The sequence below is a fragment of the Candidatus Baltobacteraceae bacterium genome (assembly GCA_035502855.1).
Taxonomy (GTDB): domain Bacteria; phylum Vulcanimicrobiota; class Vulcanimicrobiia; order Vulcanimicrobiales; family Vulcanimicrobiaceae; genus Aquilonibacter.
Genome location: DATJTX010000035.1, coordinates 1 through 20564, shown reverse-complemented (window position 1 = coordinate 20564; position 20564 = coordinate 1). Strand labels below are relative to the sequence as shown.

The window sequence follows — 20564 nt, the reverse complement described above, 5'->3', positions numbered from 1 at the left end:
GGTTTACGGCCCGAACCGATCGTTAGGGCGGCGTCGCAAACCCATCGATTACGAGTACCGGGCAGTGGGCGTAACGGGCGATGCGATCGGAGATGCTTCCCATCAGAAATCGCGTCATGCCCGAGAGTCCGCGCCGGCCAACGATGATGAGGTCAGCGCCGACTTTGCGCGCCGTATCCACGATCGCTTCGGCCGGGTGACCGCCCTCGACGATCAGCAACTCCGCCTTGACTCCGCGTCTCTTTCCGGACTCGATGAGCTCGGCGGCGGCCGCTTCGTAGAAGTGTCGTGCTTTTCTTCGGGAGTCTTGCCTTTCGTCTTGCGTCTCCGCGTGCTCGGTGTGACGCGCAACCGAGACCAGTTGCAATCGCGCTCCGAACTTTTCGGAGATGCCGACCCCGTATTCGAATGCGCGCCTTGCGTGATCGGATCCGTCCCAAGCGATGATGATGTGAGAGAACATATGACACCTACCAATGCCGGATGGAAGGAAACAGCACCAACATGAGGATGGTGAAGACGAGGATGTACGAAAGATACGCGGCGATAACGCCGGATTGCGTGGTTCGCACCAATGCGCCGACGGCGATAAACGGCTTCGCCAGCACCTCGTAAAACCGTAGGTCGAAGAACGGGCGTATTTCGCTCGCGTATCCGCGCGCCGACGCCTGCGTGTCCCGTACGGTCCGCACCGCGGCGTCGAGAATCACGCGGGTCGGATTCGCGTAACCCGTGCCGGTGTACTGCGTCCACGGGCGGTATGGCTCACCCGACGTCCAGGTCGAGGCGTATCGTCCGCGCGGACGAGAGATCAAACGAGCGATGATCCAGAACATCAGGGTGAAGCCGCAGAGCACGATGCAGAGTCCGCTAGGTGATATGGACGAGAAGCCCGCGAACGTCGGCTGCACGAGTGGAAACGAACCTATCATCGCCTGCGTCGCCGGCACCTCCGCGATCCCGTCGATCGAGGGCGCGACCAATCGGAGCAACGAGATCGCGAATACGCCGATGCAGATGACGCATGCGGCGCCGATGACCAATCCGGCATGGCGCCACGGGGATTTCGCGCCATGCGATGGCACTCGTTCGGCACGATCGGCGCCCAGGACGCCGATGCCGACGAACTTCGTGAACGTCACAACTGCAATGCCCGCCGCCACGCCGATGACGGCGCCTCCGAGCGCGAATGCGACTTCGCTTGTGACGTTTCCGGTGCGGAACGCCTGCATGAGCGATTCGAGTACCAGCCACTCCCCGACGAATCCGGCAAGCGGCGGGAGCGCGGCGAGCGACATGCCGCAAATGAGAACAACGACCGATACGACCGGCAAGCGGCGCGAGAGGCCGCCGAGTGCATCGAAGCTGAGCGTGGAGCACGCGTCACCGATCGAGGCGATCGAAAGGAAGAGCGTCGTCTTGGCGGCGGCATGCGCGGCGATCTGTACCAACGCCGCAGCGATCGCGAAGCCGACCAGCATGCGGTCGTGCAACGCACCGCCGGCGATCGCGACGCCGAATGCGGCGAGGATAATGCCGCCGTTTTCAACGCTCGAGTACGCAGCAAGCCGGCGCATGTCACGCCGTGAAGATGCCCACGCAATACCAAAGAACGCGGTGATCGCTCCTACGCCGATGGCGACGATGCCGAGCCAGAGAGGCGCGTCGGGAAACCCGACGATGAATCGCGTGACGCCGTAGAACCCGACATTAAGCGCTCCGCCGGCCATCAGCGCCGCGACGACCGACGGCGCCGAGCGATAGCCATAGGGCATCCATACCTGCATCGGCAACATCCCGAACTTGGCGCCGAAGCCGACCAGCAGCAGCATTAGAAGCACTCCGGCCGCGACGCCGGTGGTGCGTGCGCCCGCTGCAACGACCGCTTCCACTTCGAAACTGCCTGCAACGTGCGCGAGGAACAGTAGCGAAGCGACGATGCACGCGCCCGCGATGTGGGTCACAACGATGGTCACGTACGCCGCCTTCGGAGATTTTGGGTCTGTGCCCGAGTAGGCGATAGCCCAGTAGAAGGTGAGGGCCAGCAGTTCCCATGCAAAGATGAAGAGCAACACGTCGTCAGCGACGCAGGCGAGGATGGAGGCGAAGAGGATTGCGCACGCGGTCGCGGATGCGGCACGACCGGTGCGGCGCTCGTCGGTCGTACGCGGACCCAAACCGTAGAGCGAGACGAGCATTGCGACGACGCCGAGTACGCCCACGAAGAAGGCACTCGTTGGATCCAGCCTGAGCAATAGGTGGGTTTGTGCAGCCGCGAAGCCGATCGATTGCGTTCCTGCGCTCAAACCTTGAAGCGATGCGAGCACCGCGGCGACGCCGGCCGCACCCATTAGCAAAAAGCCGCAAAGACGTCCGAATGCGGACGGCACGATGACTGAGAATAGCGTTCCGAGGGCACAAAGCGCGAGTGCAACCAGCAATGTCATCATGACGCCGCATCCCGCGCAAGCATGTGCCCGAGCGCAACCCACAGGCCGTGCAGAATCGTCAGCGGTGAGGGCGGCGCTCCCGGAATGAGCACGTCGACCGGAAGCAGAGTGCTGACCGGCCCGACGACGTGTGGAGAATCTGCGAAGATGCCGCCGGAGCAGGCGCTGGTACCTAACGCCACGACGACCTTCGGGTCCGGCATTGCTTCGTATGTGCGCCGCAGCGGATCGGCCATCGCTTTGGTCACGACGCCGCTCACGATTAGCACGTCCGCGTGGCGCGGCGTCGCCGTGAGGAAAATACCGAGGCGATTGGCATCGTAGAACGGATTGAAGATGGCCGCCAACTCCTGTTCCTCGGATCCGTCGCTTCCCGCGTCGACGTGTCGAAGGTGCACCGAGCGGCCGAACGCGCGAGCGCGATCGCGGAGACTGCGGAACGTCTGGTCCGCCGGCTCCGCCAGCCGCGCGAGTTCGAAATGGCTACGCGCGACGAACGCGCGCGGCGCTACACGCGTGCATTGTCCGCATTGGAAGCAGCGCAGTCCATCTACCCGCGGCCTTTCGTCGGCGGAAATGGCGTTGGACAGGCATCCTGCTGCCGCCGCGGCGGCCTCTTCGCGGCCAACCTGCAGCGTCTCGATTTCACCCCGATAATCCGGCGGCATCGTATCATCGCCTAGTGGATAACGCGTCGTCAATACGCCCCGCCGCAACCCGTATCCGATCCAGCTCATCGGTCCACTTCCGACTGTGACGAAGCGAAGGAATGCTCGATGAACGAGAAGTCCGTAAAGATGTTTCCCGGAAGCGATGGCACGAAAAGCGGCCAATTCGCATAGGACGCCGATCGGACCGCCACGCGCGCAAGCGCGCCGTCCGAGATACGCACGAAGTAGAGCAACTCCCCCTGAGGCGACTCGATGCGCGCGATGGCACTGCCGTCGCGCAGCTCCACGGGAACGGCGTAAGGACCACCCGGATCGGCGTCGAGTGCGTTACGCACGAGTTGGTACGAGCGTTGAAGCTCGGCAACGCGTACCAGTGCCCGCGACGCTGCGTCGCCATTGTCCTCCAAGGCTTCCTCGCCGGCGAGCGGAGTGAATAGGTACCCATCGAGCGTACGTACGTCGCACGGGACGCCGCTGCCACGTGCAACAGGGCCGACCCCGCCATGCCGCACCACGAGCTCGCGCGAAAGCCTTCCGGTGCCGATGAGGCGGTCCATGAACGACTGGGTATTGATCAGCCGGTCGACCGCAGTACGTGCGTGATTCTCCGCGACGTCGAGGTCTCGTGCGCAGGTCTCGCGCAGGCGCTCGAGCACGTCGAAGCGCGTTCCACCGACGCAAATCACCCCGCGTGCAAAGCGGTTGCCGGTCGCGTCGCAGAGGATCCGATGCACGCGTTCCTTCGCCGCAAAGACCTGCGCGGAACCGACCGCCAACGAGCCGTCTTCGGCGAGTTTGGCGAGTGAATCGAGGTGCTGGTGGGCGCGCTCGAGTTCTACCAAGACGGCTCGCGTAGCACGAGCGCGGCTCGGCACCTCAATTCCCATCGCGCTTTCGGCTGCGCAGGCGAACGCGGCCGCGTGACTCGACGCCGTCGCGCCGGAAGCATGCTCCGCCACGAACGGTGCGAGTTCGATCGGTGCGCCAATGAAGCGCTCCTCGAGCCCGCGATGTTTGAAGAACATCGACGGGTAGACGTCGATGAAGTCCTCGCCCGCGGTCTCCACGATCCATCGGACCGACTCAACGATGCCGGATCGTACCGGTCCGTATAATACCGTCGACACCTCGGGGGACTCGACCCGCATCAGAAGTTCCGCAGGAACTACCTTCACTAACGGCCGGTTTTCGGTTAGGCCCTGGAAGCGGACGCCGAAGCGCTCCGCGATTTCCCGCTCGTACCAATCGGCGGCAGGCACTTGACCGCTGATCGAACGGACGGAATCGTATACCGCTGACGATTCGTCATGCAGTTTACCATCGCGATCCACGACGTAGTGGAGTACCACGTCCGAACCGACGCGGTCGCCAAAGATCCATGCCAGGCGCGCACCTTCTTGGACACGTCGCTCCGTCGCGGTTTGTATGCTGCTGTGTGCGATCGGTCCGCTCATGGATGACCTCCGACGATATCGCCTGCACGATCGAGCAGAACTCCGAGATGAGCTGGTACATAGAGACCGAGACCGAGGACGACGGCAAACGCCAGCAGCATCGACGCAATAGCACCGATATCTCGCTCACCGCGACGCACACCCCCCGGCGGCATACCTGCCGTCACACCGGTCGTCCAGCGAACAAGTCCGGCGAACGCAACCAATAGTAGGCCGAGCACGATTGCGGCGATCGGCCATGTGCTGCCGCCGAATCCTCCGCTCAGAATCATCAACTCGCTGCGAAAGACACCAAAGGGCGGCATGCCGGCGAGTGCCAGTCCCGCGAGCGCGAACAGCGTGCCGGAGATCGGGAGCACGGCGACGCCGCCGGTGATACCTGCGATATCGCGCGTTTCGAAGCGCGCAGCGAGGCGCCCGGCGCCCAAGAACGCGAGCGCTTTGGTCGCCGCGTGATTGACGACGTGCAGCAGCGCCCCGATGACCGCAATACGCGCTCCGAATGCGAGGCCGCACGCCACGATGCCCATGTGCTCGATGCTCGAATAGGCGAGCATACGCTTAATATCGCGTTGATATAGGAGGAAGAAGGCGCCGACGAAGAGCGAGAGCAGTCCGACGATAAAAAAGAGATGTCGCGTCATGCCGGGGCCGATAGCGGCGTTCGTGATCGACGCGAAGCGGGTGATGATATAGAGCGCGTCGGAAAGCAGCACGCCCGAAAGCATTGCGCTGGTCGGCGTCGGGCCGGCGCCGTGTGCGTCCGGCAGCCAGGTGTGCATCGGAGCAAGGCCCATCTTTGTTCCGAATCCAATCAGCGCGAGCAGGAACGCAAGACGCACCGCGTCGACGTCTAGCTTCGTGGCGACGGACATGTAGTTCGCCCAATCGGGTGTGTAGTATGAACCCAGTACGCTCGTACCCGAGGCGTAGAGAACGACCACGCCGATCAAACCAACGGCCAAGCCGCATGAAGCGATGAGAATGTACTTCCACGCGGCTTCGAGCGACGCGTCCGTACCCTGCAAACGAACCAAAAGCGCGGCGACGATCGTCGTCACCTCGAGCGTCACCCAGAGCCCGGCCATGTTCGTCAAGAGCGGCACCAGCGCTTCCGCGCAAGCGAAGGCGTTGGTCAACGCGAGGAATTCGCGTCGGTAGCGTTCGTCACCGTCCGCTCCAATGGATTCTGCACGAACGTACCACGTGCTGTAGATACCGACCGCCCCGTAGACGATTCCAACCGGGATTAGAAAAAGCGCGGAGAGCGCATCGATGTGCGAGTTTTCGTTCGCGGTGAGAAAGACGACGGCACCAATGCAGGCCGCGGTCGCGACGCCGGCGATGCCGGTCACCACGCGGCCTACCCGAGACGGTAGGACGAGCGAAAAAATGACGGCCGCAACGGGAATGGCGATGATCGCCGTCGGTAGGGCGTTCATCCGCGGAGCGTTTCGAAGACGTGCACGGAGGCGGCGGCTCGCTGCCCGACCAAGGCCCGGACCAAAACGGCGAATACGACCACCGCAACGAGCACATCGATCAAGAGAAGGATACCGATGATAAACGGGAGCCCCGGTGCGAGCGTGATGGTTCCGAAGAACAGACCATCCTCCAGTGTGAGAAACGCGACGACCTGCGCGAGTGCATTTGGTCGGAGAATCGCGACGAGAAAACCGATGAAAACCATCGATAGCGCGGTTGCAAGATCCGCTTTGGGTAAGAAAGCGCCTTGATGCAACGGCAGTTGAATCGACGTAAGGATCGAAACGCCGATAAGCACCCCGGCAATGAGCAACGAAATCCGCACGTTTATACGCGCCGGCAGCTCGATGCGCGCCGAGATACCGCGAGCGAGCCGCTGCATGTATCGTGGCAAAAGGATGCCTTTGAACAGCAGCGTCAGCATAGCCAGGGCGACGAGGTCCCAGCCACCCTCGGTAACGCCGACCCCCAGGCAAATCGCGGCAACGAGCCAAGCCTGGATAGCGTACACTCGGATGAACTCGGAGATCACGACGGAACGGAACAGCGTGAGTTGCACGACGAGCAGCAGCATCGCGATCGTCCCGGCGAACGCCTCAGGAACAGTGAGTTGATGAAGCGTCATCCGAACCCCACCGCATAGGCGAAGACCGCCAGGATGGCGATGAGCAGACCGGTTGCGATGAATTCGGTAATCTTGTACAAGCGCAATTTCGCGAACGTCGTCTCGATAGCAGCCACAACCGCGCCGACGATCAGCATCTTTCCGAAGAGCGTCACAACCGCGAGCGCTACTGACCCGACGCTACCGCTTGACGATAAACCCATCGGCAACAGCAACACGTTGACGAAAATTGTATAGAGCAAAAATTGCTTCATGGACGAGCTCCACTTGAAGAGGGCCATCCACGGGCCGGAATGCTCAAACGTGCGCGCATCGTCGATCATGCCGAATTCGATGGTCGCTGACGAACTTTCGATCGGTATGCGTCCGGTATCCACTAGCATCATCATGAAAAAGGCCGCGGTCGCGAGCACGTGCGCTGGGCGAAGCACGTTGGCCGCGGAGTCGCGAAGCGCGGCGTTCATCGCGTACGGCAGATCGGTTCCTGTGATAAAGGCAACCGAGAAAAATACGAAGATCAGCGTAGGCTCGACGAGGATGCCGACCATCGTCGCACGGCTGCTGCCGATCTGCGCGTATTCCGAACCCGAGTCGATTCCGGCAAGCGCCGTTGCGAAACCCGCGAGAGCGAAGAGGAACGCGCCGCCGAGAATGTCGCCGAAGGTGGCGCCGGGCAACGGGTACGTGGTGAGGACCGGGATCAGCGTTGCGATCGTCGCATAGCACGCACACGCCACATACGGGGCCGTTCGGAAAACCCACGACGAGGGCTCCGGTGTAAGCGGTTGCTTCCGAAAAAACTTCAGGATGTCGCGGTACGTCTGGAAAATCGACGGGCCACGCTTGCCGGCAATGACGGCTTCGGCGCGCGCGATACATCCCGTGAGCAGCGGTGAGAGCAGCAGGAGAGTCAATACCTGGGCCGCCTGCACCGCTATCGGGTGTAAGATCAACAAATGCTCCTGACAATACGATACGCGTGATTGTCAGGAGTCATCGGCCCTACGGCAGTTTGCGACACGTACGTCACGGGCGAACTCCACCGCCCGAATAGCCCCTTCAGGGTCTGCGGTTCGGCTTCCTGGCGACCGGAGCCGCGCAGACGTCGACAATTACCGGCCCCTTCTGGTTCATACCTGTCCCACGTGGGAGATTTCCGCTTGCGCCGTGCGACGTAGAGCTCGGAGCGTGGCATCGATGCACGACTTGATCACGCCGAGCCGAGCATATCCCTGTTCGAGCACCTCGCCGACTGCACGCTTCGTACTCGCGGCAAGTTCTTCGCCGACGGCGCGGCGCAGATGCTCGATCCAATCGTCGATGGCGGCATCGTCGCCCGGAGGATCAGGGATATGCAGATTGTCGAAGTCAATCCATCCAATCGAGAACATGCGCGGAAAGATGCGCTCTACGTGAACAAGACGCGACGCGGCAATGGCGTCAGCGATGCGATCTTCGGCGTTGGCAATCTCATCCGCGTAAATGCGGAACCGCGCGCGCACGCGCAACGCGGCCTTCGAGCAGATGGAATCGGCGCAGACTGTTCCGATACGCTCGAACGCCTCCCGGCGCAGGCCCGCCGCGAGATCCACATCCTCCAAGAATCCCATGCCGGCCATGGTATTGCGAGCACTGCGTTTGGCGATTTCCAGCGGGCGGTTAAAGTAGCGCTCGATCTTTATCGCGTCATCCGCGCAGCCCGCGAGGAGCCGTTCACGCGCCGCTTCCTCGGCGTGACAAAGGTCGTCGAAAAGATCGCCCATCGGCGAGCGTTGTGACATAAAAAAGCTCCTGGCTTAGCGGATCCGGCCAGGAGCCATCAGCCGATTATTGGCGGTTCGAGGGGGTGCTCCATCCCCGTTGGTAGCGTGTTCTTACTGACGACCGCTGCGCCCTTCGCATGCCCTGCACCGGTGATCCAAGGCGCGCGCAATCGATTCAGTGAACGCTCAACGTTGCGCCATCGCGCCAAGACATAATCCGGCGCCCACGATGAAAAAGACTTCTCCGCTGCCGTGCGATACCGCGGTATATACGTAGGCGCCCATAGCGGCCAGCGCAACGGCCTGCACCCGCAGAACGCGATAGCCGCCGACGGGGATTAAATACGATGCGAGCACCGAAACGATGGCGACGAAACCTTCTTTAAACACAATCGCGCAGCCCATTCCGGACAATGTGAGGAGCAGCCTGAGCACGGCCGCGACGACGGCCGACCGTCTCGGATGCTCGATCTTGGACCGCGATGAAGCCTTGCGCATGAAAAAACTCCTGTCAAGACTACGGTGCTCATCTTGATAGGAGCCATTAGCCGTTTTCGGCGGTTAGACGGAAGCTCCATCCCGCTGGATTACGCTTTAGCCGAATTACGAGATCGTTCCTATCTATCCGCATTCTGCCACAAGCGTGAGTAGCTATTTGCAGCCGCGTGAGCAGGCCAAACTACATGTACCCCAAGGCTCAGCCTGCCAAGATCGGTTCTTTGCGTTCGTCCAGCTTCGCGAGCACGTCGTAGAGCGCGTCGTAGGCCTCGTCGATGCCCTCTTCGCCGATCACCAGCGGCGGTGCGAAGCGCAGTGAGTTCCCGCCCGCGCTTCCGACCAGCACGCCGGCTTCGCGCAGCGCGGTCACGACGTCGCCAACCGGATATTTCTCTTTCAACTGCAGCGCGGCCAAAAGCCCTATTCCGCGCATCCCGTCGATCGCGTTGGGAAACGCCAGCGCGAGATCGGTCAGGCGCGCCATCAGCTGTACCTCGCGCACCGCGACGTACGAAGCGAGATCGATCGCATCGCGCACGCGCAGATGCGCCAGCGCCGCCGCGCACGGAATCGGCGAGCCGCCGAACGTCGAACCGTGATCGCCCGGACGCAGCGCGTCGGCCGCGCACTCCGCCACCAGCATCGCGCCGATGGGTAAACCGTTCGCGAGCGCCTTCGCCATCGTCACCACGTCGGGTGTGACTTCGAAGCGCTGGAAGGCGAAGAGCGGTCCGAGCCGTCCCATGCCGCACTGAATCTCATCGAAGATCAGCAGCGCGCCGCGCGCATCGCACAGCCGCCGCGCCGCAGCCAAAAATTCCGGCGTCGCCGGGTGGACGCCGCTCTCTCCCTGCACCGGCTCGACGATGAACGCGGCGACGCGCTCGTCCAAATTCTTCTCGAGCGCGGCGACGTCGTTGAACGGCGTGAACGCGAAGCCCGCCGGCATCGGTCCGAAACCCTCTTGATACTTCGCGTTGTCGGTAGCGGCCAGCGCGCCGTACGTACGCCCGTGAAACGATCCCGTGCAGGCCAGGATCGTCATGCGATCCTTCTCGTCGCGACGGAACGCCCGTTTGCGCGCGAGCTTGATCGCGGCTTCGTTCGCTTCGGTGCCCGAATTGCAGAAGAACACGCGCGCGAGGCCGCTGCGATCGACCAATTCGCGCGCGAGAGTGCCGGCCGGCTCCTGATAGTAGAGATTGCTCACGTGAACGAGCGTGCGCGCTTGCTCCGAAACCGCCTGTGCGATCCACGGATGGCTGTGACCGAGCGCACACACCGCAATACCGGCGATGAAATCGAGATAGCGCCGCCCCTGATCGTCGAAGAGATAGCAGCCCTCGCCGCGCACGAACGTCACCGGCGCCCGATTATAATTACCTAAAAGAGCATCCATGGCTATGTGCGGTAACTTGCGTTGATGCGGACATAGTCCTTTGACAGGTCGCACCCCCAGGCGGTGGCGGCCGCGTCGCCCAGCCCCAAACGCAATTCCACCACGATATCGGTGATCTCCAGTTCGTGATGCGCCTCGGCTTCGCTGAGCGCTTCGATCGCGCCGACCTGCACCCAGGTCTTGCCGTTGAGCAAGAGCGACCATTTCTCGGGATCGAGTCCCGCGTTGACCGAACCAGCCGCAGCGATGATGCGTCCCCAGTTCGGATCCTCACCGTACAGCGCGGTGCGAACTAAATTGCTGTTGATCGCGGCTCGCCCGATCGCGCGCGCTTGCGCGACGTCCTTCGCGCCGGTCACGTGGAGGGTGAGCGTCTTGGTCGCGCCCTCGCCGTCGGCCACCATCGCCAGCGCCAGGTCCAAACAAACCTGGCGCAGTGCGCGCGAAAACGGCGCCGGCGGTGCCTGTTTGCCGGCGGGCGCGAACGCATAGGCCGCGTCGTTGGTCGACATGCAGCCGTCAACCGAAATCATGTTGAAGCTCGCATCGCACGCTTCGCGCAGTTCCCGCTGCAGCGCCTCTCGGCTCATCGGCAGATTGGTCGCCACGAAGGCGAGCATCGTCGCCATGTTGGGAGCGATCATCCCCGATCCTTTGGCGATCCCGCCGACGGTATATTTCTTCCCGCCGACGTAGAACTCGTAGGCTGCGAGTTTCGGCACGCGATCGGTGGTCAGAATCGCCTCTGCCGCGTCGTTGCTTGACTTCATCCCGCTCTCGAGCTGGGCGATCGCGCGCTCGAGGCCGCGCTGCACGCGATCCATCGGCAGCGGCACGCCGATCACGCCGGTGGAGGCGATCACGATGCTCGTCATCGGAATCTTCAGCAGCGCGCCGGTCTGCCGCGCGGTCGCGCGGCTATCGCGCTCGCCGCGCTCGCCCGTGCACGCGTTGGCGCAGCCCGAATTGCACACGACGGCGCGCATCGCGCCGCCCGATTGCCCGATGTGTTCGGCGCTCACCAGCAGCGGCGCAGCCTTGATCTCGTTGGTCGTGATGACGGACGCACAGGCCTGCGGCACATCGAAAACGATCAGCGCGAGATCGCGCTTGCGCGGTTTGATGCCGGCGTGCACGCCGGCGAGACGCACGCCGGGCACCGCGCCGATGCCGCCGCGTACGGCTACGAGGCGGACGTCGTCATCCTGCAACAATGGCGCGAGCATGCAATCCGGTCTCCTCGGGATAGCCCAGCATGAGGTTGAGATTCTGTACGGCTTGACCCGCTGCGCCTTTGCCGAGATTATCGATCGCGCACAGCACGCGCACGGTGTTTCCGACCACGTCGACGCGCAGCTCCGCATCGTTCGTGCCGTTCACCGCGGCCACGCTCGGGATGCGCTCGCCCTCGAGCATGCGTACAAACGGGCTGCTCACGTACGCTTTCGCAAACGCGGCGCGCACCGCGCCTTCATCGAGCACGCGGTCGAAGACTGCGTACGAATCGGCGAGCATCCCGCGCGCGAGCGGAACGACGTGCGGCGTGAAAAGCAACGGCGCGGCACTGCCGTGAACGCGCAAGAACCGTTCGATCTCGGGTTGATGCCGGTGCCCCGCGATGCCGTAGGCGCGAATATCGCCGGCAACTTCGGCGTAGAGCGAGCCGACCGACGGATTGCGCCCCGCGCCGGTGATACCGCTCTTTGCATCGACGATGAGCTGTAGCGGCGTCGCGAGCTGCAGAAGCGGAAGCAGCCCGAGCAGACTCGCCGTCGGATAACAGCCCGGGTTGGCAACCAACGGCGCGCTCGCAATCACTTCGCGGTTCCATTCGCACAAGCCGTACGCCGCGCGATCGTCGAAGCGATAATCGGCCGAGAGATCGACCACGCGCGCGCCCGCGTCGAGAAACGCCGGGACGTGCGTCTGCGCCTCCCCATGCCCGCCGGCGGCGATCACCACGTCACCGGCCTGCAGCGCCGACGCAACCGATCCCGCCGGTGAAAAGACGTACGCACTCGTGCGCAAGAGCGGAAAATGATCGGCGAGCGCGGCGCCCGCGTGACTGCGGCTTTCGAGCACGCCCACGTCGAAGAACGGGTGCCGATCGAGCAATCGAATCGCTTCGCCCGCCGCGTAGCCGCTGGCGCCCCACACGTGCACACGCGTCATATCTGATCCAATTCCGCGGCGAGCGAAGCAAGACCCGCGCGCACCGCACCCGGCGAGGTGGATCCGCTCGTCATTTTCGCCGCCACGCTCGCCTGCGGCGTTAACGGCGCGTGAAGATTCTTAAGGCCGGCTTCTCGAGCGAGCGCGTCGAGGTCGCGCTCGTCGAGCGCGCGCCCTGCTTCTTCCGCCGCGCGAACCGCAGCGCCGACGAACGCGTGCGCGTCGCGCGCACTCGTACCGGATTGAATCAGCGCATCCGCGATGTCGGTCGCAACCGTGTATCCCTCGCCGGCGCGCGCGTTCAGGTTCGCCCGCACGAAGTTCGTGTCGCGCAGCGCCCGCTCGAACGCGTCGAGCGCCGCGAGCGCGCGTTCGCAAACCGCGATCGTCAGGCGTTTGGTCTCCTGCAGATCGCGATGATAGGAAAGCGGCAACCCGATGGTCGAAGCGAGCGCACCGAAATACGCTCCGGTAATCTCGCTCGCGCTGCCGCGCACCAATTCGAAGACGTCGGGATTGCGCTTCTGCGGCATCAGGCTCGAGCCGGTCGAACTGGCGTCGCCCAGGCGAACGTACCCGAACGCCGGCATCGCCCACACGACGATCTCCGCGCTCACGCGGGAAGCGTTGACGAGCGCAAGCGCGCACGCGTGCGCGACGTCGAGCGCGCTCTCACGCGTACCGATCGCGTCCATCGCATTGCGCGAGGGCCGTTCGAATCCCAAGCGCCGGCACGCCGCCTCGCGATCGAGCGGAAGGGTCGAGCCCGACACCGCCCCCGAGCCGAGCGGACACGAATGCAGTGCCGAATCGGCCACGCGCGCGAAACGTTTTGCGTCGCGAACGAACGGTTCGGCGGCCGTCTGAAGCCAGAAGGCCAGCAGCACCGGCTGTGCCGGCTGCATGTGCGTCGTCGCCGCGAGCAGCGTCTGCGCGTTGAGTTCTTCCACGGCGCGCGCGAGCAGATGCCGCGCGATCGACTGCGTGCGCCGCGCGCCCGCCCGCGCGCGGTCGTGCGCGTAGAGCGCGAGCGTGGTTGCGACCTGATCGTTACGGCTGCGCCCGGCGTGCAAGAGCGCACCGGCCTGCGGGCGCAGCTCGCGCACGCGCGCATCGATCGCACCGTGCACGTCCTCGGCGCCGCTCGCACGCGCGTACGCATCGAAGCTTCCGTTCTCGATCTCGGCTGCGACGCCATCGAGCGCACCGTGCAGCGCGGCTGCCGCCGCGGGATCGATGATGCCGCCGCCCGCGAGCGCATCGACGTGCGCCTGCGAGGTTTGCACGTCGAACGGCGCGAGCACGAGATCGTCTTCCAGCGACGAGCCGAAGGCGAGCAGCGCCGGATCGGGCGCGGCGCCGAACCTGCCGCCCCACTGCAAATGTGTCACAGACTCCGCGCAACGGAGTCGAGGGACCGAACCGCAGCCAACTGATCCAGCGGTAACCCATACACGCGAATGAACCCGTCGGCGGCGCGATGGTCGAACGTGTCACCTGCACCGTAGGTCGCGAGCGACTCGTTGTAGAGCGCGAACGGCGAGCGCACACCCGCCGTCGTGACGGTGCCATGATAGAGCGACAGGCGTACGTCGCCGGTTACGCGCGCCGCGAACGAGCCGTTGAAAGCATCGAGCGCATCGCGCAGCGGCGACATCCACAAGCCGTCGTAGACCAGCTCCGCGTATTTCTGATCGCAGCTCGCCTTGAACCGCAGCTCGTCGCGCGTGAGCACCAGCCGCTCGAGCGCCTTGTGCGCCGCCAGCAGCACGGTCGCCGCCGGCGCCTCGTAAACTTCGCGCGACTTGACACCGATCACCCGGTCCTCGACCAAATCGATGCGCCCGATGCCGTGCACGCCGGCGAGCGCATTGAGCTTGGCGATCAGCGCCGCACCGCGCGTGTCATCCAACGCGGGCACGCCGTCGTCGAAGTGCAGGACGATCTCGTCGGGCTTCGCCGGTTGAACGGCGGCCGACGCGGTCCACGCGTATGCGTCCTCGGGCGGCGCCGTCCACGGGTCTTCGAGCACGCCCGCTTCGATCGAGCGGCCCCACAGATTGGCGTCGACCGAATATGGTTTCGCCGCCGAGTGCGCGATCGGAATGCCGTGTTCGGCCGCGAACACGATCGCGTCGGGACGCGAGAGCGGCGATTCTCGCAGCGGCGCGCGCACCGTCAGCGCCGGATCGAGCGCGCGCACCGCCAGCTCGATGCGCACCTGGTCGTTGCCCTTGCCGGTACAGCCGTGCGCGACCGCGTCGGCACTGAATTGATGCGCGACTTCGACCAGCAGCGCGCCGATCAACGGCCGCGAGAGCGCGGCCGAGAGCGGGTAGACGCCTTCGTACATCGCGTTCGCCGCCAGCGCCGGCTGCACGTAGTTGCTCACGAAGCGCTCGCGCGCGTCGATCACCACCGCGTCGTACGCGCCCAGCGCGAGCGCTTTCTTGCGCACCTTTTCGAGTTCGGCGGCGGCGCCGGCGCCGGCGACGCCGTCCGACTCACCCAGATCCGCGGTCATCGCGACGACCTCGTTCCCGGCGAGGATCAACTTCTTGAGGAGGACCGACGTGTCGAGACCGCCGGAGTAAGCGAGGACGATGCGGCTCACGCTGCGCTGCTTCCTTTCAAATCCAAGAACCGTTGTTTGATCACGGGCATCTCTTCGGCGCTGCGCACGACGATCATCACCGTGTCATCGCCCCCGAGCGTACCCAAGATTTCCGGCCAGCCGGCTTCGTCGACTGCCGAGGCAACCATCATCGCGCTGCCCGGCGGCGCCTTGATCACGATCAGGTTGACGCTGCCTTGGATGCTGACCGCCAGTTCGGCGATCACACGGTGCAGGCGGCTCACGTAGTTGACGGTTGCGTTGGGCACCACGTATTTGAAGAGCGCATCGTCCTCATGGCCGTTGCCGTTGACCTTGATCGGCACCTTGACCAGACCCAGTTCCTTGATGTCGCGCGAGACGGTTGCTTGCGTGGCGGCGAAGCCCTGCGCTTCGAGCAGCGCGACCAGTTCGTCTTGCGAGTGAACCGGCCGCGTCGCGACCAGCGTGAGAATCGCCCGTTGGCGACGATCTTTCATGACTACAACATTCCTTTGGCGTCGGTAAGCAAGGCCACGAGCAGCGCCTTCTGCGCGTGCAAACGGTTCTCGGCCTGATCGAAGACGGCGCTGCGCAAACCGTCGATCACGGCGGCGCTGACTTCTTCGCCTCGATGCGCCGGCAGGCAGTGCATGAACACCGCATGCGGCTGCGCGTACGAAAGCAGCTCTTCGGTCACGGAATAGGGACGCAGCATCGCATCGTTGCGTTCGCGATAGCGCTCCTCGCCCATCGACGTCCACACGTCGGTATAGATCACGTCGGCGCCGCGCACCGCGCGAATCGGATTGGTGAACGCGCGCGCGTTCCCGCCGGCGGCTTCGCCCAGTTTGTTGAGGAGCGTCAGCGTCGCTTCGGTCGGACGATGGGTCGGTGGCGCACCGAAGTGCACGACCGCGCCGAGCATCACCGCAGCTTGCGCGAGCGAGGTCGCGACGTTGTTCTTGCCGTCGCCCACGTAGGCGATGGTCAGCCCTTCGACGGTGCCGAAGCGCTCTTCGATGGTAAGCAGATCGGCCAGTGCTTGCGCCGGATGCGCAACCGCCGAGAGGCCGTTGATCACCGGCACCGTGGCCGAATGGGCGAAACGGGTGAGCGGCGCGTGCTCGTGCGTGCGCACCACGATCGCATCGACGTAGCGCGAGAGGACGCGGGCCGCGTCCTCGGGCGTCTCGCGGCTCCCGATCATGAACTCGTTGCCGGCGGCAAAGAGCGTCTGGCCGCCCAGCTGCTGCATCGCTACTTCAAAGGATACGCGCGTGCGCAGGCTGGGCTTCTCGAAGAGCAGCATCAGGGTGCGGCCGCGCAGGAGCGTGCGCACCTCGGTGCCGGGAACGGCCTTGAGGTAGCGGGCCAGAGCGAGCAGCGCGGCCAACTCGCCGGGCGAGAAGTCCGTGATCTCGAGTATGTTGCGCCCGCGCAGGGTATTGCCGCGGGCTGGCGCGATGGAAGGCATTGCTTGTATATTTATACATATGGAGCATAATTATGCAACCCCCTCGGCCTTTGGTCCGGTGGTCGTCAAGTACGGCGGCAACGCTCTTGGTGTAGGGGGGGCCTCTGTCACCCCGAGCTCCCCCCCTGTCACCCTGAGCTTGTCGAAGGGGGATCCCATCCTGGCCGAGCTCGTCGCCCTCCACCAAGGCGGCACGCCGGTCGTGCTCGTCCACGGAGGCGGTCCCGAGATCGACCGCTGGCTCGACCTACGCGGGGTGCCGACCCGGCGGGTCGACGGCTTGCGGGTCACCGACGCGGCGACGCTCGAGATTACCGAAGCGGTGCTGTGCGCGACGATCAACAAACGGCTCGTGCGCGCGTGCAGTGCGCTCGGCGCGCGCGCGGTCGGCATCAGCGGAGAAGACGCCGGAACGCTCGTCGCGACGCGCGCGCATGGATCGCACGGTGAGGATCTCGGCTACGTCGGCGAAGTTGCCGGCTGCGATCCCGCGCTCATCAATACCTTGCTCGCGACCGGCTATCTGCCGATCGTCGCGCCGCTCGCCACGGCCGAAGACAACGCGCATCCCTACAACGTCAACGCCGACCTCGCCGCTGCGGCGCTCGCAGGCGCACTGCACGCGCGCGCGTTCGTCGTGATCACCAACGTCGAACGCGTGCGCCGCGATGCGGCTGATCCGGCTAGCGGCATCGATCGGCTCACGCTCGAAGAGGCGCGCGCGTTCGTGAACTCGCCCGCCTGCGAAGGCGGCATGCTTCCGAAAATGCAGGCCGCGATCGCCGCAGTCGAATCCGGCGCCACGGCGACCTACATCTGCGGTCCGCAACCGCTCGCCGCCGCCCTCGCCGGCAACGCCACCGTCGTTACGTTGTCATCGCGAGCGTAGCGCTTTGTCATCCCGAGCCCTTCGACTCGCTGCGCTCGCTCAGGACAGGCTCCGCTACGCGGAGTCGAGGGGCCGCATCCACCGTTGCCCCCTCAGCGTAGGCGAGTTCTCACGCACTTGCCCTGGCGGTATGTTGACAGTTTATTGTCGATGGAATAGGCTGTTTACGGGAGGACACGCGGATGACACCATTAGGGGGCTTCGACTTAGACGCAGATATTACGCTGAGCGAGCTACGTGAGGAGGATACTCTTCGCAAGCGGCTCGAGGCTCATCATCGGCTTCGGGTGCGCCGGCGCAGTGACGTGATCGGCGTGCTCGTCGATGCGCACGCGTGGCGTGCCATCGAGTCGCACTTGCGCGAACTTGAACAGGTCATCGAGCGCTACGAAGAACAAGCCGCCCACACCATCGTTGCAGACCGGGCACCTAACGCGAATTTCGTTCCTGTTACGCCGGTTGTAATCGATGACATCGAGCGACAGTATAACGACTTGACGGCGCGTGACGAATAGGTCGCCGAAACCCGCAGATGCTAAGAAGAATTTCTACGACGTTTTGCGGACGACCGGGGTTGCCGTTGTTCCGGCGTACGTTGCCAGGGATCTTGCGAATCTGCGGCGAGCCTTTCCTGAAGATGGGCAGTATGCGCGCGCGATTATCGCGGTTGCAAGCGAGATCCAACGCGCACTCGCGGCTCCGCGCGATTTTGGGATTGAACTAGATCGCGAACTGGACTCTTGGCGGCGCAGCAAGTTTCCGTCGAAGAATCGCGAGACCGCCGACCTTCGCCTCATCTTCAGGGCAGCCGGAAACGGCGGCATCCAAATCCTTGCGTTCGGCGATCGCCAATTCCCGGACTCCGTCTATTACACGGCTAAGGAGCGAGCACTCTGAAAGTCTAGTGGTCGACGAACTTCGAGACTTCGCCCAACGTCGGATCGAGGCGCAGCGCCTCCAGCGCGTATTTGCGCAGTTCGTGACCGCCGGCAACCTCGACGCGTACGGTAACCTCGTGCGGATGCACGTCTTTGACGACGCCTTCTTCTTGCGTTCCGTCGATATAGACCTTATCGCCCGGTTTCAGCATTGCGGTTCTCCTCTCGCGCGGTTGCGGTTGGTCACTTTGGCCTAGCTGGTCATTTTAGCCCAACGGGTATGATTACGGCGATCCGGGGCGAATACCCGTGTCATGACGACAATCGAGGAGTCGCTCAGCCCGGCTGAGCGCGACGTATTACAGAAGCTGCTGAACGGTCTTCGCAATCAGGAGATCGCCTCGAAGCTACGCCTTTCCGACAAAACCGTCAAGAACCATATCTCGCACATTTTGCGTAAAACGGGCACCACGTCGCGCCTGGAACTGACCATCAAGGTATACAAACAGCGCGAGCGTGCCCTTCGCCGCCGCTTTAGCACGACGTAGCGCCGATGAGCGGCGTGCGTGTTTTGGTCGGGACGCGCAAGGGCGCGTTCGTCCTCGAAGCCGACGGCAAACGCAAGAACTGGAGCGTCCACGGCCCGCACTTCGCCGGGTGGGAGATCTACCATCTAAAAGGGTCGCCGGCCGATCCGAACCGCGTCTACGCTTCGCAAAGCACCGGCTGGCACGGACAGGTGATGCAGCGTTCGGATGACGGCGGCAAGACCTGGGAAACGGTCGGCAACGCGTTCGCGTACGACGGCGTTGCCGGTACGCACCTGTGGTACGACGGCACGCCGCGTCCGTGGGAGTTCAAGCGCATCTGGCATCTCGAACCCTCGCTCGCCGATCCCGACACCGTCTACGCCGGTGCCGAAGACGCGGCACTCTTCCGTTCGAATGACGGCGGAAAAACCTGGAGCGAGCTCTCGGGCTTGCGCACGCACAACACCGGCGCGAGCTGGCAGCCCGGCGCGGGCGGCATGTGTCTGCATACGATCCTGATCGATCCGAAAGATCCGCAGCGCATCTTCACCGCGATCTCCGCGGCCGGCGCGTTTCGCAGCGACGACGGCGGAGAAACCTGGCGTCCTATCAACCGGGGATTGAAATCCGCCCAAATTCCCGACCCCGATGCCGAGGTCGGCCACTGTGTGCACCGCATCGCCATGCATCCCTCGCACCCGGACGTGCTCTTCATGCAGAAGCATTGGGACGTGATGCGCAGCGACGATGCGGGCGGCTCGTGGCGCGAAATCAGCGGCAATCTGCCGACCGATTTCGGCTTTCCGATCGACGTGCACGCACACGAACCCGAGACGATCTACGTCGTTCCGATCAAGAGCGACACCGAACACTTCCCGCTCGACGGGAAGCTGCGTGTCTACCGCAGCCGCACCGGCGGCGATGCGTGGGAGGCGCTCACCACGGGCCTGCCGCAGCGCGATTGCTACGTCAACGTTCTGCGCGATGCGATGGCGGTCGACTCGCTCGATTCGTGCGGTATCTACTTCGGCACGACCGGCGGCCAGGTGTACGCTTCAGCCGATGCCGGCGAGAACTGGAGCGCGATCGTTCGCGATCTTCCGGCCGTGCTCTCGGTCGAGGTACAGACGCTGCCGTGATCCGCGTCGTGCTTCCGCCGCATCTGCGTACGCTCGCACGGGTCGACGACGAAGTGCGGTTCGATCTCGGCGAGGGCGTGACGTTGGGTTCCGTGCTCGGGGCGATCGAAAGCCGCTATCCGATGCTGCTCGGTACGATTCGCGATCGCGCGACGCACACGCGCCGCCCCTTCATCCGCTTCTTCGCCTGCGAACGCGACCTCTCGCACGAGCCGCCCGATACGCCGCTGCCCGAGCGGGTCGCGAGCGGCGCCGAACCGCTGCTCATCATCGGCGCCATGTCGGGCGGCTAACCCGCTGGACGGGGCCGCTTGGCCCATGCAACGCACGAAACAAAACCTTAACGGCCCCGCCTGCGTTTCACTTCATCTCCGCCGGTAAAAAACTACCGATATTAGGATTCGTTGTGACTGCCTTGCAACGCATCCTACGCTGCAACCGGCTCCGCACCGGTATCCGGGAGTCTTGAGAGCGCCAACTGCGCTCGCCGGCGGATCTCCAGCGCCGCGTTGACGTCCGCATGGGTCGAAAACCCGCAGCG

The 20564-nt window shown here is 64.0% G+C and carries 23 protein-coding genes and 3 riboswitches; of the genes, 6 read left to right on the top strand and 17 right to left on the bottom strand.

Annotation, left to right across the window (positions count from 1 at the left end; translation table 11 throughout):
* Positions 1 to 22: 22 nt before the first annotated feature.
* The 16 genes from VMF11_14650 to argF form a co-directional block, all read right to left on the bottom strand.
* The gene (locus tag VMF11_14650; protein HTU71539.1) at positions 23 to 463 is read right to left on the bottom strand and encodes a universal stress protein; all 441 of its coding nucleotides are present in this window, start codon (positions 461 to 463) and stop codon (positions 23 to 25) included.
* Positions 464 to 470: 7 nt separating this feature from the next.
* Positions 471 to 2450 carry a proton-conducting transporter membrane subunit gene (locus tag VMF11_14645; protein HTU71538.1) on the bottom strand — a complete coding sequence of 660 codons (1980 nt, stop codon included), beginning with the start codon at positions 2448 to 2450 and terminating at the stop codon, positions 471 to 473.
* Positions 2447 to 3187 (bottom strand): NADH-quinone oxidoreductase subunit B family protein, encoded by a 741-nt coding sequence (locus VMF11_14640; protein ID HTU71537.1) that lies wholly within the window; start codon positions 3185 to 3187, stop codon positions 2447 to 2449. The genes VMF11_14645 and VMF11_14640 overlap by 4 nt, the downstream gene beginning before the upstream one ends.
* Entirely contained in the window at positions 3184 to 4575 is a 1392-nt protein-coding gene (locus tag VMF11_14635; GenBank protein HTU71536.1) for an NADH-quinone oxidoreductase subunit C, read from the bottom strand. Before VMF11_14635 ends, VMF11_14640 begins: the two co-directional genes overlap by 4 nt.
* On the bottom strand, positions 4572 to 6017 hold the full coding sequence (locus VMF11_14630; protein ID HTU71535.1) for a proton-conducting transporter membrane subunit: 1446 nt from the start codon (positions 6015 to 6017) through the stop codon (positions 4572 to 4574). Before VMF11_14630 ends, VMF11_14635 begins: the two co-directional genes overlap by 4 nt.
* A complete protein-coding gene (locus VMF11_14625) occupies positions 6014 to 6685 on the bottom strand; it encodes a hypothetical protein (protein HTU71534.1) in 672 nt (223 codons plus the stop codon). The genes VMF11_14630 and VMF11_14625 overlap by 4 nt, the downstream gene beginning before the upstream one ends.
* A complete protein-coding gene (locus tag VMF11_14620; protein HTU71533.1) occupies positions 6682 to 7638 on the bottom strand; it encodes an NADH-quinone oxidoreductase subunit H in 957 nt (318 codons plus the stop codon). The genes VMF11_14625 and VMF11_14620 overlap by 4 nt, the downstream gene beginning before the upstream one ends.
* A 27-nt stretch (positions 7639 to 7665) precedes the next feature.
* Positions 7666 to 7741, bottom strand: a riboswitch (Fluoride riboswitch).
* 74 nt (positions 7742 to 7815) lie between these two features.
* Positions 7816 to 8448: a hypothetical protein gene (locus VMF11_14615; GenBank protein HTU71532.1), complete on the bottom strand. Its 633-nt coding sequence runs from the start codon at positions 8446 to 8448 to the stop codon at positions 7816 to 7818.
* Positions 8449 to 8488: 40 nt separating this feature from the next.
* Positions 8489 to 8553: riboswitch (Fluoride riboswitch) on the bottom strand.
* 81 nt (positions 8554 to 8634) lie between these two features.
* Positions 8635 to 8946 (bottom strand): hypothetical protein, encoded by a 312-nt coding sequence (locus VMF11_14610; GenBank protein ID HTU71531.1) that lies wholly within the window; start codon positions 8944 to 8946, stop codon positions 8635 to 8637.
* A 30-nt stretch (positions 8947 to 8976) separates the two neighbouring features.
* Positions 8977 to 9038: riboswitch (Fluoride riboswitch) on the bottom strand.
* 107 nt (positions 9039 to 9145) lie between these two features.
* A complete protein-coding gene (locus VMF11_14605; GenBank protein ID HTU71530.1) occupies positions 9146 to 10345 on the bottom strand; it encodes an aspartate aminotransferase family protein in 1200 nt (399 codons plus the stop codon).
* Positions 10346 to 10347: 2 nt separating this feature from the next.
* Positions 10348 to 11571 carry a bifunctional glutamate N-acetyltransferase/amino-acid acetyltransferase ArgJ gene (gene argJ, locus VMF11_14600; GenBank protein HTU71529.1) on the bottom strand — a complete coding sequence of 408 codons (1224 nt, stop codon included), beginning with the start codon at positions 11569 to 11571 and terminating at the stop codon, positions 10348 to 10350.
* Positions 11546 to 12517: an N-acetyl-gamma-glutamyl-phosphate reductase gene (gene argC / locus VMF11_14595; protein ID HTU71528.1), complete on the bottom strand. Its 972-nt coding sequence runs from the start codon at positions 12515 to 12517 to the stop codon at positions 11546 to 11548. The genes argJ and argC overlap by 26 nt, the downstream gene beginning before the upstream one ends.
* Positions 12514 to 13908: an argininosuccinate lyase gene (argH, locus tag VMF11_14590; protein ID HTU71527.1), complete on the bottom strand. Its 1395-nt coding sequence runs from the start codon at positions 13906 to 13908 to the stop codon at positions 12514 to 12516. The genes argC and argH overlap by 4 nt, the downstream gene beginning before the upstream one ends.
* Positions 13905 to 15131, bottom strand: coding sequence for an argininosuccinate synthase (locus VMF11_14585; protein ID HTU71526.1), 1227 nt, complete (start codon positions 15129 to 15131; stop codon positions 13905 to 13907). Before VMF11_14585 ends, argH begins: the two co-directional genes overlap by 4 nt.
* Positions 15128 to 15610 carry an arginine repressor gene (locus VMF11_14580; protein HTU71525.1) on the bottom strand — a complete coding sequence of 161 codons (483 nt, stop codon included), beginning with the start codon at positions 15608 to 15610 and terminating at the stop codon, positions 15128 to 15130. The genes VMF11_14585 and VMF11_14580 overlap by 4 nt, the downstream gene beginning before the upstream one ends.
* 2 nt (positions 15611 to 15612) lie before the next feature.
* Complete coding sequence (gene argF, locus VMF11_14575; protein HTU71524.1) at positions 15613 to 16587, bottom strand: ornithine carbamoyltransferase; 975 nt, start codon at positions 16585 to 16587, stop codon at positions 15613 to 15615.
* Between argF and argB the strand changes: the two genes are divergently transcribed.
* The 3 genes from argB to VMF11_14560 all read left to right on the top strand — a co-directional run bounded on the left by argB (position 16538) and on the right by VMF11_14560 (position 18373).
* Positions 16538 to 17476 carry an acetylglutamate kinase gene (argB, locus tag VMF11_14570; protein HTU71523.1) on the top strand — a complete coding sequence of 313 codons (939 nt, stop codon included), beginning with the start codon at positions 16538 to 16540 and terminating at the stop codon, positions 17474 to 17476. The two genes, argF and argB, sit on opposite strands and share 50 nt — an antisense overlap.
* A gap of 182 nt (positions 17477 to 17658) precedes the next feature.
* Positions 17659 to 17991 carry a hypothetical protein gene (locus tag VMF11_14565; protein HTU71522.1) on the top strand — a complete coding sequence of 111 codons (333 nt, stop codon included), beginning with the start codon at positions 17659 to 17661 and terminating at the stop codon, positions 17989 to 17991.
* A gap of 43 nt (positions 17992 to 18034) precedes the next feature.
* A complete protein-coding gene (locus VMF11_14560) occupies positions 18035 to 18373 on the top strand; it encodes a hypothetical protein (protein ID HTU71521.1) in 339 nt (112 codons plus the stop codon).
* Positions 18374 to 18377: 4 nt separating this feature from the next.
* Here VMF11_14560 and VMF11_14555 read toward each other — a convergent pair whose 3' ends face one another.
* A complete protein-coding gene (locus VMF11_14555; GenBank protein ID HTU71520.1) occupies positions 18378 to 18566 on the bottom strand; it encodes a hypothetical protein in 189 nt (62 codons plus the stop codon).
* A 102-nt stretch (positions 18567 to 18668) separates the two neighbouring features.
* On the opposite strand from VMF11_14555, the gene VMF11_14550 reads away from it, so the two are divergent.
* Genes VMF11_14550 through VMF11_14540 form a run of 3 tightly spaced genes read left to right on the top strand, consistent with a single transcriptional unit; the run spans position 18669 to position 20316 of the window.
* Positions 18669 to 18902: a LuxR C-terminal-related transcriptional regulator gene (locus VMF11_14550; protein HTU71519.1), complete on the top strand. Its 234-nt coding sequence runs from the start codon at positions 18669 to 18671 to the stop codon at positions 18900 to 18902.
* Positions 18903 to 18907: 5 nt separating this feature from the next.
* Positions 18908 to 20023 carry a hypothetical protein gene (locus VMF11_14545; GenBank protein HTU71518.1) on the top strand — a complete coding sequence of 372 codons (1116 nt, stop codon included), beginning with the start codon at positions 18908 to 18910 and terminating at the stop codon, positions 20021 to 20023.
* A complete protein-coding gene (locus VMF11_14540) occupies positions 20020 to 20316 on the top strand; it encodes a MoaD/ThiS family protein (GenBank protein ID HTU71517.1) in 297 nt (98 codons plus the stop codon). The genes VMF11_14545 and VMF11_14540 overlap by 4 nt, the downstream gene beginning before the upstream one ends.
* The last annotated feature ends 248 nt before the right edge of the window (positions 20317 to 20564 follow it).